At 61.6% G+C, this 12,597-nt stretch carries 13 protein-coding genes; 12 read left to right on the top strand and 1 reads right to left on the bottom strand.

Annotated features, from left to right (window positions below):
- Window positions 1–94: 94 nt before the first annotated feature.
- Window positions 95–853, bottom strand: coding sequence for a collagen-like protein (locus tag E4P00_RS05750; protein WP_078820485.1), 759 nt, complete (start codon window positions 851–853; stop codon window positions 95–97).
- Window positions 854–1,041: 188 nt separating this feature from the next.
- Here E4P00_RS05750 and E4P00_RS05755 point away from each other — a divergent pair, with 188 nt between their 5' ends.
- From E4P00_RS05755 to E4P00_RS05810, 12 genes are all read left to right on the top strand, one after another.
- Window positions 1,042–1,539, top strand: coding sequence for a DUF6231 family protein (locus tag E4P00_RS05755; RefSeq protein WP_248130893.1), 498 nt, complete (start codon window positions 1,042–1,044; stop codon window positions 1,537–1,539).
- 4 nt (window positions 1,540–1,543) lie between these two features.
- Complete coding sequence (locus tag E4P00_RS05760; RefSeq protein ID WP_248130895.1) at window positions 1,544–2,014, top strand: YchJ family protein; 471 nt, start codon at window positions 1,544–1,546, stop codon at window positions 2,012–2,014.
- Window positions 2,015–2,035: 21 nt separating this feature from the next.
- On the top strand, window positions 2,036–2,518 hold the full coding sequence (locus E4P00_RS05765; RefSeq protein ID WP_005785795.1) for an LEA type 2 family protein: 483 nt from the start codon (window positions 2,036–2,038) through the stop codon (window positions 2,516–2,518).
- Window positions 2,515–2,715: an SEC-C metal-binding domain-containing protein gene (locus E4P00_RS05770; RefSeq protein WP_003189235.1), complete on the top strand. Its 201-nt coding sequence runs from the start codon at window positions 2,515–2,517 to the stop codon at window positions 2,713–2,715. Before E4P00_RS05765 ends, E4P00_RS05770 begins: the two co-directional genes overlap by 4 nt.
- A gap of 162 nt (window positions 2,716–2,877) precedes the next feature.
- Entirely contained in the window at window positions 2,878–5,319 is a 2,442-nt protein-coding gene (locus tag E4P00_RS05775; protein WP_248130897.1) for a penicillin acylase family protein, read from the top strand.
- Between the two features lie 200 nt (window positions 5,320–5,519).
- On the top strand, window positions 5,520–6,524 hold the full coding sequence (locus tag E4P00_RS05780) for a ligase-associated DNA damage response exonuclease (RefSeq protein WP_248130899.1): 1,005 nt from the start codon (window positions 5,520–5,522) through the stop codon (window positions 6,522–6,524).
- On the top strand, window positions 6,521–8,155 hold the full coding sequence (locus E4P00_RS05785) for an ATP-dependent DNA ligase (RefSeq protein WP_032877353.1): 1,635 nt from the start codon (window positions 6,521–6,523) through the stop codon (window positions 8,153–8,155). The genes E4P00_RS05780 and E4P00_RS05785 overlap by 4 nt, the downstream gene beginning before the upstream one ends.
- Window positions 8,156–8,401: 246 nt before the next feature.
- Entirely contained in the window at window positions 8,402–9,181 is a 780-nt protein-coding gene (locus E4P00_RS05790) for a transporter substrate-binding domain-containing protein (protein ID WP_005785784.1), read from the top strand.
- A gap of 56 nt (window positions 9,182–9,237) precedes the next feature.
- A complete protein-coding gene (locus tag E4P00_RS05795) occupies window positions 9,238–9,966 on the top strand; it encodes an ABC transporter permease (RefSeq protein ID WP_005785781.1) in 729 nt (242 codons plus the stop codon).
- The gene (locus tag E4P00_RS05800) at window positions 9,963–10,673 is read left to right on the top strand and encodes an ABC transporter permease (RefSeq protein ID WP_005785779.1); all 711 of its coding nucleotides are present in this window, start codon (window positions 9,963–9,965) and stop codon (window positions 10,671–10,673) included. Before E4P00_RS05795 ends, E4P00_RS05800 begins: the two co-directional genes overlap by 4 nt.
- 9 nt (window positions 10,674–10,682) lie before the next feature.
- Complete coding sequence (locus tag E4P00_RS05805) at window positions 10,683–11,801, top strand: succinylglutamate desuccinylase/aspartoacylase family protein (protein ID WP_248130901.1); 1,119 nt, start codon at window positions 10,683–10,685, stop codon at window positions 11,799–11,801.
- Window positions 11,802–11,814: 13 nt separating this feature from the next.
- On the top strand, window positions 11,815–12,579 hold the full coding sequence (locus tag E4P00_RS05810; protein ID WP_005785775.1) for an ATP-binding cassette domain-containing protein: 765 nt from the start codon (window positions 11,815–11,817) through the stop codon (window positions 12,577–12,579).
- Window positions 12,580–12,597 lie beyond the last annotated feature (18 nt).

A 12,597-nucleotide genomic window follows, 5' to 3' on the forward strand; every position in this document is an offset into this window, starting at 1 on the left:
CAGCCGTTACCCAAATAACGGATATGTACTCGGTCTGATCCAGCATCCTGGTCGGCCCTAAGGCCGCCATCGGGGGCAAGTCGGAACAGTCGACTCAGAGCCGCTGAATAGTCACCGCCCCCGCAGGCCCAGCCGGCCCCGGCTGCCCTTCAAGCCCCGGCCGACCCTTGTCGCCACCATCGGCGCGGTACACCAGGCAGCCCTTGGACTGCCCACCCTTGCCAGGTTTACCCGCCACGCCAGGCAACCCACCGGCACCGCCGTCCACCCAGACCTTGATTTGCTCAATCGGGAAGTCCTGCGGCAATTCCAGGCGTACCTGTGCGCCCGCCGCACCCGGCAGGCCGTCACCGCCGTTGTCACCGTTAAACCCGCGCCCGGCCGAACCCCAGGTGCAGCCTGGGTCCACGCCGTTGGCGCCATCCAGGCCCGCGTACCCTTGGGCACCGGCACCGCCGCGGGCGTCTACCGACAACGCTTCAGCAGTGAGGGAATTGATCCGCAAGGTCAGGTCACGCCCAGCCTTGGCAGGTTTTTCATGGGTGCCGGGGGCGCCGCGGGACGTGATCTGGCTACCCTGCTCCAGTTGCGCCTGGCGCACTTGCATTTGCAGCGCGCTAGCGCCGGGAACAATGGTGATGCGTGCGTCACGCCCCAGGTGCAACTCATCCACAGTGACCTGACTGATAGTGGCCGGAATCAGCAAAGTGCCATAGTCCGCCACGTCCAGGCGCTCAAGCTGCAACACGCTGGTACTGCTGGGCAAGCGCATCAACGAGTTGGTTTCGACACTGACGCTCTGGGCCAGGGCAATGGGGCTGACCAACAGGGCCAACAGAAAAACCTTACGCATCATGGGGCTCCTGAGTACTTTCAAATTTTTCTTTGAGCGCACAGTAACGACTTCTACCGGCGATTTGCCAGTGAAGGATCAAAAAACTTCCGCAGGTACGGTACAAGCCGCCGTGGCCCTGACCGCAATGTCCTAGGCTCGCACGCCCAGCCGCGCTAGTCTCTACCGTCCTGATGTGAGGATCTGCAATGACCGCTGGAATTTCTTCCCGTACACCCCAGCAAGCCCTGGCTGCCCTGCTTGAATTGCACCAGCCCAAACGCCTGCTGTTATTGGGCGCCAGCCAGTTTCCGGCGCTGGAGGCGTTTAAAACCGCGCACCCGGATGTGAACGTCTGTGTCGCCGCACCTGGGGCACTGCCTGCCGAACTGGCAGCGCAGCGTTTTGATTTGGCGCTGGTAGTCGATTGCCTTGAACACTTGCCCAAGCCTCAAGGTCTGACGCTTCTGGGCGGCATTCGAAACCTCAATGCCAGCCGGATCGCGGTGCTGGTCGACCTGCGCGCCTGCGAATGGAAGGACACCGACTTCTTTTCCCTGGCCCTGCAAGCCGGCGAGCGATTCCAGCGCGATGAGCAAGTTCTGACGCTGTTTACCTATGATCTGCTTGACTATAAACAAGTGCCCGACTGGCTCAACGCACGCTTCTGGGCCAACCCGGAGAATTTTGGAAAGTATTGGTGGTAACCCGATGAGTACATCCATTTGCCCGTGCGGCAGCGGCAATCTGCTGGATGCCTGCTGCGGCCATTATCACGCCGGCCACCCGGCGCCCTGTGCCAGTGCGTTGATGCGCTCGCGCTACAGCGCCTATGTGCTGGGCCTGGTCGATTACCTGGTGACCACCACCCTGCCCGCGCAACAGGCCGGTCTGGACCGCGACGCCATCGCCGCCTGGAGTGCGCAGAGCACCTGGCTGGGCCTCGAGGTGGAAAGCTCCGAGGTCTTCGGCGGCCAGCCGGAACACGCATTCGTCACCTTTACTGCGCGCTGGCATGACAGCACCGGCGAACATAGCCACCGCGAGCAGTCTTCTTTCGTACAGAATGAGGGGCGCTGGTACTTCATAGACCCGACGGTGGAACTGAAGGCCGGGCGTAATGACCCGTGCCTGTGCGGCAGTGGGCAGAAGTTCAAGAAGTGCTGTTCCAGCTACCTTTAATTCACTCACAGGGATAACGCCATGCTTCGGATTTATAGCTTGATGCTGGCGTTAACCCTGGGCCTGACCGGCTGCGCCTCGTGGTTCGAAGATGACTCGCCGCCGCCTCACGTATCGCTGGTGAAGGTCGAAGTCGTGCGCGCCAAGCTGCTGGAGCAGAAATTCAAACTCTACTTTCGCGTGGACAACCGCGACGATGCCGACCTGACCGTGCGCGGCCTGATCTACAAGGTCACCCTTGGCGATCTGGTGTTGACCGAAGGCGAATCCAATGAATGGCTGACCGTGCCGCCGCGCGGTCATAAAGTCTTCCGGGTCTCGGTACGTACCAACCTCTGGCCACGCGTACGCGATGTGGTGCAGATGCTGAAAAATCCCGAGCGCCCCGTGCCCTATCGCCTGGAGGGCGAGCTGAAAACCGGATTATTCATCGGTAATGACGTGCAGGTGGCTCACAATGGCGAGATAATCCCCGGCGATTTTATTCCGGAGCAACATCGATGACTCAGCAACCCCATGTCCATGGTCCTGACTGCAACCACGATCACGATCACCATGATCACGACCACGGCCATGTCCACGGGCCGAACTGCGGCCACGCTCACCAGGAACCGGTGCGCAACGCCTTGAAGGATGTTGGCCGCAACGATCCGTGCCCGTGCGGCAGCGAGAAGAAATTCAAGAAGTGCCATGGCGCATAAGCCGCACTGATGATCAAAATGTGGGAGGGGGCTTTCTCCCTCCTACATTGATTTGCACATAGCTTGAGCACTCACGCAATTACACAACTCCCGCTTGCGTCGTTTCGCCGCGCTCACTAACGTAGCGCCTTTACTGACGCTACCCCCCGCAGGAGCTTTGCCATGGCCTCGCCAGCCCTCTTACACTTTCTTCCCCGGTTCGGCGTTGCCGCGGCAGTGGCCAGTGCCTTGGGCCTGGCGGGTTGCCAGCTCCAGAACACCCAGGACACCCTGCCACCCGTGGCTGGCGTACAGCCAATCAAGGGCCTGGCACAGAATGTATCGATACGCCGTAATGCCCAAGGCATGCCGCTGATCGAAAGCAACACCTTCCACGACGCGCTGTTCAGCCTTGGTTATGTGCACGCCAGCGACCGCATTACCCAGATGGTCACTTTGCGCCTGCTGGCACAGGGCCGCCTGGCGGAAATGTCCGGGCCGCAAGTGCTGGATGTCGACCGTTTCATGCGTGCGGTCAACCTCAAGAAAAGCGCGGGCGAGCTGTACAACGCCTCGTCGCCGCGCCTCAAGCGCTTCTTTGAAGTGTATGCCCGGGGCGTCAATGCCTACCTGTTCCGCTATCGCGACAAGCTGCCGGCGGACCTGGCCCAAAGCGGTTACACACCCGAATACTGGAAGCCGGAAGACTCGGCGCTGCTGTTCTGCCTGCTCAATTTCAGCGAGTCGAGCAACCTGCAGGAAGAGATTTCGTCCTTGGTGCTGGCGCAAAAGGTCGGCGTCGACAAACTCGCCTGGCTCATCCCAAGCGCGCCGGACGAAGCCGTGCCGCTGGCCGAGGCCGACAAGCTCAAGGGCGTGAACCTGGGGCAGATCAGCGGCCTCGCCGCCCTGGACACGGTAAGCCAGCAGTTGAGCGGCCTCAACACGCTCGGGGTCACCACCTCAAGCAACTGGGCCATCGCCCCGCAACGCAGCCGCAGCGGCAAAAGCCTGCTGGCCAACGATATCGCCGCCACGCCACAAGCCCCGTCGCCATGGAGCTACGTGCAGATTCGCGCGCCTAAATATCAGGCCGTGGGTGCTTCGATCGCTGGCCTGCCGACCCTGCTATCCGGTTTCAACGGCAAGGTGGCGTGGAGCATGAGCGCGGTCAAGGGCGACACCCAGGACCTGTTCCTGGAGAAGGTCAAGCGCCAGGGCAACGCGTTGTACTACGAGAACAACGGCAAATGGCTGCCGGCTGGCGTGCGCAACGAAACCTTCTTTATCAAGGGCCAGCGCTCGATTCGCGAAACGGTGTACGAAACCCGTCACGGCGCGCTGCTCAATAGCAGCCAGGCCCTCACCAGCAGTCTTGGCCTGGCCCTGCAGACTGCCGACTTCAAGGAAGACAAGAGCCTGGACGCGTTCTTCGACCTGTCCCGTGCGCAAAACGCCGGCAAGGCCTCGGACGCCACTCGCGAGATTCGCGCCATCGCGTTGAACATGATCTTTGCCGACGCCAGCAATATCGGCTGGCAAGTCACCGGTCGCTTCCCCAACCGCCGCGAGGGCGAGGGCCTGTTGCCATCGCCGGGTTGGGACACGCGCTTTGACTGGGACGGTTATGCCGATGCGATGCTGCACCCCTACGACCAGGACCCGGCCCAGGGCTGGATCGGCACGGCCAACCAGCGCACCGCACCGCGTGGCTACGGGATGCAGTTGTCCAACTCCTGGGACGCACCGGAGCGCAGCGAACGTCTGGCGCAATTGGCCGGTGCCGGCAAGCATGACAGCCGCAGCCTGATTGCCATGCAATACGACCAGACCACGACCTTCGCCGCCAAGCTCAAGAGCATGTTCCAGGCCCCGGGCATGGCCCAGCCGCTCAAACAGGCAATCGACGCCCTGCCGCCAGCGGAGCGCGCCAAGGCTCGCGAAGCACTGGAGCGCCTGATGGCATTCGATGGTCGCCTTGCGCCAACCTCGGCTGACGCGGCGATCTACGAGCTGTTCCTGCAGGAAAGCGCCAGGCAGATTTTCCTCGACAAACTCGGCCCGCAAGGCAGCGCCAGCTGGAAAGCCTTTGTCAGCAACGCCAGCCTGTCCTACTCAGCCATCGCCGACCACCTGCTGGGCCGCGAAGACAGCCCGTTCTGGGATGACACGCGGACCGCGCAAAAAGAAGACAAACCGGCGATCCTGGCCCGCACGCTTGCCGCCGCTATCACTGCCGGTGACAGCCAACTGGGTGCCGATCACAAAGCCTGGCAGTGGGGCAAGCTGCACAGCACCACCTGGAAAAACACCAGTGGCCAGGTGATTCGCGGCCCCTTCGCCAGTGGTGGCGACCACAACACCTTGAACCCGGCGCCGTATAACTGGGGCGAGGATTTCAACACCACCCAGGTGTCGGCGCTGCGCATGATCATCGACTTCGGCCTGGCCGAACCCATGCTGGGCCAGGGCGGTATCGGCCAGTCCGGCAACCCGGCCAGCCCGAACTATGCCAACGGCATTGACCCGTCGCTCAAGGCGCAATACCTGAGTTTCCCGATGCAGCCGCAGAACTTTGAAAAGGTGTACGGCAAGGCCAGGTTGACCCTCACGCCCGGCAAGTAACCCGGTTTCCCAGCAGAAACCGAATCCAAATGTGGGAGGGGGCTTGCTCCCGATAGCGGTGTGACAGTCAACACATTCATTGACTGAACTACTGCTATCGGGAGCACGCCCCCTCCCACATTTGGATCCCATGCATTCAGATAGAACTTCTACACCCAGCCCCGCCTCATAACTAACAAGCCCATCTCCCCGGTCACCCCATGGACCTCGTCATCGCCCGCCCCGAAGGCCTCTATTGCCCTGCGGGTGATTTTTATATCGACCCCTGGCACCCGGTGGAGCGCGCCGTGATCACCCACGCCCACGGCGATCATGCGCGCACCGGCAACCAACATTACCTGGCCGCGGCCCCCGGCGAAGGTATCCTGCGCTGGCGCCTGGGCCAGGACATCAACCTGCAAACCCTGGCCTATGGCGAGCAGTTGCTGCATCACGGCGTGACCTTGAGTTTCCATCCGGCCGGGCACGTGCTCGGTTCGGCTCAGGTGCGCCTGGAATATCAGGGTGAAGTCTGGGTCGCGTCCGGCGACTATAAAGTCGAACCCGATGGCACCTGTGCGCCTTTCGAACCGGTGCGTTGCCACACCTTTATCACCGAATCCACTTTTGGCCTGCCGATCTACCGATGGCAGCCCCAAGCGCAGATCTTTGCCGGGATCAATGACTGGTGGCAGGCCAATATCGCCACTGGCAAGGCCAGCGTGCTGTTCTGCTATTCCTTCGGCAAGACCCAGCGCATTCTGCATGGCCTCGACGCCAGCATCGGTCCGATCCTCAGCCATGGCGCCGTCGAGCCGTTGAACCGGGTCTACCGCGAGGCCGGCATCTACATTCCCGAAACCCTGTATGCCGGGGATTTCAAGAAGACCGACCCGTTGCTGCGCCAAGCCTTGATCATCGCCCCGCCCTCCGCCGGCGGCAGCACCTGGATGCGCCGTTTTGGCGACTACAGCGACGCCTTCGCCAGCGGCTGGATGCGCCTGCGCGGTACACGGCGCCGGCGTGGGGTGGATCGCGGCTTTGTACTGTCAGACCATGCCGATTGGCCCGGGCTGCTGTGGGCCATCGAACAAACCGGCGCCGAACGGGTGATGGTTACCCACGGTTCGGTCGGCGTGCTGGTACGCCACCTGCGAGAAAAGGGCCTGGACGCCCAGGGCTTCAGCACCGAATACGGTGATGACGAAGAAGAGGCCACGGCATGAAAGCCTTCGCCGAGCTGTACGCCAACCTTGACGCCACCACCTCCAGCAATGCCAAGCTCGCAGCCCTGCAAGCCTACTTTCTGCAAGCGCCGCCGGAAGATGCGGCATGGGCGGTGTACTTCCTCTCCGGAGGGCGACCACGGCAACTGGTGCCCACACGCTTGCTCAGGGATATGGCGACTGAGGCGGCGAGCATCGAGCCGTGGTTGTTCGAAGAGAGCTACCAGTCCGTAGGCGACCTGGCCGAAACCATCTCCCTGCTGCTCCCCGAATCGACCTACAGCTCTGAAGACGGGCTTGCCGTGTGGCTGGAAGAAAAACTGCTGCCGCTGCGCGGTCTATCGCCCATGGACCTTGCCGCGCGCCTGCCGGCGCTATGGGCGCAACTGGATCAACCGAGCCTGATGGTGTGCATCAAGTTGATCACCGGCAGCTTTCGCGTCGGCGTCTCCAAGCTGCTGGTTACCCGCGCCCTTGCCGCCATGGCCAATCTGGATAGCAAGCGCGTGGCGCAGCGGTTGGTGGGCTATACCGACCTGTCCAACCGTCCTACAGCCGAGGGTTATCTCAAGCTGATCGCTGCCGAATCATCCGACGAACATGCACAACGTGGCGGGCAGCCGTATCCGTTTTTTCTCGCCCACGGGCTGGCGCAACCCGTCGAGCAATTCGACAGCCTGCTCGGCCCCCCCGCCGACTGGCAGGTGGAATGGAAGTTCGATGGCATCCGTGCGCAGTTGGTCAAGCGCGAGGGGCGCCTGTGGATCTGGTCACGAGGCGAAGAGTTGGTGACCGAGCGTTTCCCCGAGCTTCACAGCCTGGTCAGTGGCCTGCCCGACGGCACGGTGATCGATGGCGAAATCGTGGTGTGGAAAGACGCGGTGCAACCCTTTGCGCTGCTGCAACAGCGGATCGGTCGCAAAACCCTGAGTAAAAAGGTGCTTGAGGATGCGCCCGTCGCCGTGCTCGCTTACGACCTGCTGGAGTATCAGGGCGACGACTGGCGCAACCACATCCAGGCCGAGCGCCGCACGCAATTGGAACAGGTGATCGCTGTGTGCAACCAACCGGTGCTGTTGCCTTCGCCGCTGATCGAGGGGCCAACCTGGGCAGCGCTGGCGACCCAACGCGAAGCCTCTCGCAGCCTTGGTGTTGAAGGCATGATGCTCAAGGATCGCAAGGGCCTGTACGGTGTGGGCCGCACCAAGGACATGGGCCTGTGGTTCAAATGGAAGGTCGACCCCTTCAGCGTCGACGCCGTGTTGATCTACGCCCAGCGCGGCCATGGCCGGCGCGCCAGCCTGTACAGCGACTACACCTTCGCGGTATGGGACGGCCCGCCGGGCAGCGAGCGCACGTTGGTGCCGTTCGCCAAGGCCTATTCCGGGCTGACCGACGAGGAAATGCGCAAGGTCGATGCGATTGTGCGCAAAACCACCGTGGAGAAGTTCGGCCCGGTCAGCAGCGTGACGCCAAGCATGGTGTTTGAATTGGGGTTTGAGGGTATCGCCCTGTCCAAGCGGCATAAGAGCGGGATTGCGGTGCGGTTTCCGCGCATGTTGCGCTGGCGTCAGGACAAGACGGTGGAAGAGGCTGACAACCTCGCCACACTGCAAGACCTACTGACTTGACATAAATCCCTGTGGGAGGGGCTTGCTCCCTCCCACATTGGGATCCCCACAGACCTGCAATGGTGCACTAACTTTCAGATGCCCATTTTCGGGCATCTCCTACACTCAGCCTTGCCTTATCCCACCTTTTAAAAAGCCCGTCCGGAACTATGGTGCAGAAATTGCTACTTGTGCTGCGTCTGACACCGTTCAGTAACAGTCCTAAACGCGCCACAAGCGCTTATCTTGGTTTCCAGGGAATACATAATGAAAAAAGCATTGCTGACCCTTTCTGCACTGGCTCTGTGCATGGCCGCTGGTGTCGCTACCGCCAAGGAATACAAGGAATTGCGTTTTGGTGTCGACCCGTCCTACGCACCGTTCGAATCCAAAGCCGCCGACGGCAGCCTGGTGGGCTTCGATATCGACCTGGGCAATGCGATCTGCGCGGAGCTGAAGGTCAAGTGCAAGTGGGTTGAAAGTGACTTCGACGGCATGATCCCAGGCCTTAAGGCCAACAAGTTCGATGGCGTGATTTCGTCCATGACCGTAACGCCGGTGCGCGAAAAGGCAATCGACTTCTCCACCGAGCTGTTCTCCGGCCCTACGTCGCTGGTGTTCAAGAAAGGGGCTGGCTACTCGACACCTGAGTCCCTCAAGGGCAAGTCCGTGGGCTACGAGCAAGGCACCATCCAGGAAGCCTACGCCAAGGCCGTGCTGGACAAAGCCGGGGTAACCACCAAGGCCTACGCCAACCAGGATCAGGTGTATGCCGACCTGACCTCCGGCCGCCTCGACGCGTCGGTGCAGGACATGCTGCAAGCCGAACTGGGCTTTCTCAAGTCGCCGGCTGGCGCCGGTTATGAAGTCAGCGCCGCCATCGACGACCCGTTGCTGCCGTCGAAAACTGCTGTCGGTATCAAAAAAGGTAACACTGAACTGAAGGCGCTTTTGGATAAAGGTATCAAAGCGTTACACGATGATGGCACCTACGCCACCATCCAGAAGAAACACTTTGGCGATTTGAACCTGTACAGCGGCAAATAATGCCTGGAGCGCCCCTCCCTGCAGGGGCGCTTTTCTATCGCCATAGGTCCTGATTTATGTTCGAAGAACTGTTGCAAACCCTCGGGTTGAGCGCGCTCAGCTTGAAGGGTTTCGGCCCGCTGTTGCTGCAAGGCACCTGGATGACCATCAAGTTGTCGGTGCTGTCCCTGGCCGTCAGCGTACTGCTGGGCCTGCTCGGCGCCAGCGCCAAACTGTCCAGCCTGCCGTTCCTGCGCATTCCCGCCCAGCTCTACACCACGCTGATTCGCGGGGTGCCCGACTTGGTGCTGATGCTGCTGATTTTCTACAGCCTGCAAACCTGGCTCAGCAGCTTTACCGACTTCATGGAATGGGAATATATCGAGATCGACCCGTTCAGCGCCGGGGTGATCACCCTGGGCTTTATCTACGGCGCCTATTTCACCGAAACGTTTCGCGGCGCTATCCTCGCCGTGCCCCGCGGCCAACTGGAAGCCGCCACTGCTTACGGGCTCAAGCGCGGGCAGCGGTTTCGCTACGTGACCTTCCCGCAGATGATGCGCTTCGCCCTGCCGGGCATAGGCAATAACTGGATGGTGATGCTCAAGGCCACCGCGCTGGTATCGATCATCGGCCTGGCAGACCTGGTGAAAGCCGCCCAGGATGCGGGCAAAAGTACCTATCAACTGTTCTACTTCCTGGTACTCGCCGCGCTGATCTACCTGTTGATCACCAGCGCCTCCAACTTTGTCTTGCGCCGTCTGGAACGTCGCTACTCCGCCGGCGCCCGGGAGGCAGTGCGATGATCGAGCTATTGCAGGAATACTGGCGCCCCTTCCTTTATAGCGACGGCCAGCACGTCACCGGCCTTGCCATGACGATGTGGTTGCTGACGGCTGCACTGGTCATCGGCTTTCTGGTGTCGATCCCGCTGTCCATCGCCCGCGTCTCGCGCAAGCGCCTGGTACGTTGGCCGGTGCAGTTCTACACCTACCTGTTTCGCGGTACGCCGCTCTATATCCAGTTGCTGATCTGCTACACCGGTATCTACAGCATTGCCGCCGTACGCGAACAACCGCTGCTGGATGCGTTTTTTCGCGACGCGATGAACTGCACCATCCTGGCCTTCGCGCTCAACACTTGCGCCTACACCACGGAGATTTTCGCCGGGGCGATCCGCAGCATGGCGCATGGCGAAGTCGAGGCGGCCAAGGCTTACGGCCTCAGCGGCTGGAAGTTGTACGCCTACGTGATCATGCCGTCAGCGCTGCGCCGTGCGTTGCCCTATTACAGCAACGAAGTGATCCTGATGCTGCACTCGACCACGGTGGCGTTTACCGCAACGATCCCGGACATCCTGAAAGTGGCACGGGACGCCAACTCCGCCACCTTCATGACCTTTCAATCATTTGGCATCGCCGCGTTGATCTACCTGGCGGTGACCTTTGCCCTGGTCGGCCTGTTCCGCCTGGCGGAGCGCCGCTGGCTGGCCTTTCTCGGGCCGAGCCACTAAGGAGCCTTCATGCGCCATCAGCGACATGACCTGATCGCGCCGGTGCCCGGCACGGCGCGGCAGATCCACAGTTTTCACTTCGGCCCGCAGCAGGCCGCAGGCAAGGTCTACATCCAGTCGTCGCTGCACGCCGATGAATTGCCGGGCATGTTGGTGGCCTGGCATTTGAAAGTACGCCTGGCCGAGTTGGCCGCGGCCGGGCGCTTGCGTAGCGAAATCGTGCTGGTGCCGGTCGCCAACCCGGTGGGCCTCGAACAAGTGTTGATGGACATCCCCTTGGGCCGCTATGAACTGGAAAGCGGGCAGAACTTCAATCGCCTGTTCGTCGACCTTGGCGAAGAGGTCGGCAACCAGGTCGAAGAGCTGCTAGGCGATGATCCCCAGCACAATGCCCGCTTGATCCGCAGCGCATTGTCCAGCGCCCTCGCCGCGCACACCGCCCAGACCCAACTGCAATCCCAACGCCTGGTACTGCAACGCCTGGCCTGTGATGCCGACATGGTGCTCGACCTGCATTGCGACTTCGAAGCCGTGGCGCACCTGTACACCACACCTGAAGCCTGGCCACAGGTAGAGCCATTGGCGCGGTACCTCGGCTCCGAGGCCAACCTGCTGGCCACCGACTCCGGCGGGCAGTCCTTTGATGAGTGTTTCACCCTGGTGTGGTGGCAGTTGCAGCAACGTTTTGGCGAGCGCTTCCCGATTCCCATGGGCAGTTTTTCGGTGACCGTCGAACTGCGCGGCCAGGGCGATGTAAACCATGGTCTTGCCGCGCTGGACTGCCAGGCCATCATCGATTACCTGATCCACTTCGGCGCCATTACCGGCGATGTGACGCCCCTGCCCGCCCTGGCTTACCCGGCCACGCCATTGGCGGGTGTGGAGCCCGTCACCAGCCCAGTCGGCGGCTTGCTGGTGTTCAGTGCCTTGCCGGGTCAATACCTGGAGGCCGGGCAACTGCTCGCCGAAATCATCGATCCCATTACCGACCGCGTAACGCCGGTGCGCTGCGAGCACACCGGCCTGCTGTACGCCCGTTCGCTGCGACGCATGGCCACTGCCGGGATGGTCATCGGCCATATCGCCGGCACGCAGGCCTACCGCAGCGGCTATCTACTTTCGACTTGAGGATGCACGCCCCATGTACAAACTGACCGTTGAAGGCCTGCATAAAAGCTATGGCGACAATGAAGTGCTCAAAGGTGTTTCGCTCAAGGCCAGGACCGGTGACGTGATCAGCCTGATCGGCGCCAGCGGCTCCGGCAAGAGCACGTTCCTGCGCTGTATCAACTTCCTGGAAACCCCCAACGATGGCGCCATGACCCTGGACGGCCAGGCGATCCGCATGGTCAGCGACCGCCACGGTATGCGCGTGGCCGACGACGCCGAGCTGCAACGCTTGCGCACACGGCTGGCGATGGTGTTCCAGCACTTCAACCTGTGGAGCCATATGAGCGTGCTGGAAAACATCACCATGGCCCCGCGCCGCGTGCTGGGGTGCAGCAAGAAAGACGCCGAAGACCGCGCCCGCCGCTATCTGGACAAGGTCGGGCTGCCGGCACGTGTAGCCGATCAGTACCCGGCGTTCCTGTCTGGCGGCCAGCAACAGCGGGTAGCCATCGCCCGCGCCCTGGCGATGGAGCCTGAGGTGATGCTGTTCGATGAACCCACCTCGGCCCTCGACCCGGAACTGGTGGGTGAAGTGTTGAAGGTGATCCAGGGCCTGGCCGAGGAAGGCCGCACCATGATCATGGTGACTCACGAGATGAGCTTTGCGCGCAAGGTCTCAAGCCAGGTGCTGTTCCTGCACAAGGGCCTGGTGGAAGAGCAAGGCACCCCCGAGGATGTGCTGGGCAATCCGAAAAGCGAGCGCCTGCAGCAGTTTCTAAGTGGCAATTTGAAGTAAACCTTTGTGACGCCTGGA

The sequence above is a fragment of the Pseudomonas sp. B329 genome, from assembly GCF_023127835.1.
Taxonomy (GTDB): domain Bacteria; phylum Pseudomonadota; class Gammaproteobacteria; order Pseudomonadales; family Pseudomonadaceae; genus Aquipseudomonas; species Aquipseudomonas synxantha_A.

Bases quoted from the DNA above. Each gene is read 5' to 3' on its own strand.
- E4P00_RS05750 (WP_078820485.1), bottom strand. From the start codon at position 853: ATGCGTAAGGTTTTTCTGTTGGCCCTGTTGGTCAGCCCCATTGCCCTG.
- E4P00_RS05755 (WP_248130893.1), top strand. From the start codon at position 1,042: ATGACCGCTGGAATTTCTTCCCGTACACCCCAGCAAGCCCTGGCTGCC.
- E4P00_RS05760 (WP_248130895.1), top strand. From the start codon at position 1,544: ATGAGTACATCCATTTGCCCGTGCGGCAGCGGCAATCTGCTGGATGCC.
- E4P00_RS05765 (WP_005785795.1), top strand. From the start codon at position 2,036: ATGCTTCGGATTTATAGCTTGATGCTGGCGTTAACCCTGGGCCTGACC.
- E4P00_RS05770 (WP_003189235.1), top strand. From the start codon at position 2,515: ATGACTCAGCAACCCCATGTCCATGGTCCTGACTGCAACCACGATCAC.
- E4P00_RS05775 (WP_248130897.1), top strand. From the start codon at position 2,878: ATGGCCTCGCCAGCCCTCTTACACTTTCTTCCCCGGTTCGGCGTTGCC.
- E4P00_RS05780 (WP_248130899.1), top strand. From the start codon at position 5,520: ATGGACCTCGTCATCGCCCGCCCCGAAGGCCTCTATTGCCCTGCGGGT.
- E4P00_RS05785 (WP_032877353.1), top strand. From the start codon at position 6,521: ATGAAAGCCTTCGCCGAGCTGTACGCCAACCTTGACGCCACCACCTCC.
- E4P00_RS05790 (WP_005785784.1), top strand. From the start codon at position 8,402: ATGAAAAAAGCATTGCTGACCCTTTCTGCACTGGCTCTGTGCATGGCC.
- E4P00_RS05795 (WP_005785781.1), top strand. From the start codon at position 9,238: ATGTTCGAAGAACTGTTGCAAACCCTCGGGTTGAGCGCGCTCAGCTTG.
- E4P00_RS05800 (WP_005785779.1), top strand. From the start codon at position 9,963: ATGATCGAGCTATTGCAGGAATACTGGCGCCCCTTCCTTTATAGCGAC.
- E4P00_RS05805 (WP_248130901.1), top strand. From the start codon at position 10,683: ATGCGCCATCAGCGACATGACCTGATCGCGCCGGTGCCCGGCACGGCG.
- E4P00_RS05810 (WP_005785775.1), top strand. From the start codon at position 11,815: ATGTACAAACTGACCGTTGAAGGCCTGCATAAAAGCTATGGCGACAAT.